This is a genomic window from Pseudomonas sp. 6D_7.1_Bac1 (assembly GCF_025465945.1).
Taxonomy (GTDB): Bacteria; Pseudomonadota; Gammaproteobacteria; order Pseudomonadales; family Pseudomonadaceae; genus Aquipseudomonas.
Genome location: NZ_JANLNW010000057.1, coordinates 1 through 236 on the forward strand (window position 1 = coordinate 1; position 236 = coordinate 236).

The 236-nt window shown below is 55.1% G+C and carries 1 protein-coding gene; it reads right to left on the minus strand.

The window, feature by feature from the left end:
- A partial coding sequence (locus tag NTD87_RS16040; protein WP_262114992.1) for an integrase core domain-containing protein occupies nucleotides 1-236 on the minus strand: 236 nt, incomplete at both ends.

The window sequence follows — 236 nt, forward strand, 5'->3', positions numbered from 1 at the left end:
TGCACCGCATCGGGCGTTTTGTATTCCAAAGACAGATGCGGCCGCTCGCTGTTATAGATCGACACCGACTCGCTCACCATCCTTCTCGCCTGTATCAAGTCCTGCGGTCGCTGGATCAGAAGCTCTGTCTTCAATATCCCATTGACCCGCTCTGCCAGGGCGTTTTGGTAGCAGTCATAGCCATCCGTCATGGAACATCGGATGCCGTGTTTCGCGTGCAACGCCTGATACATCCC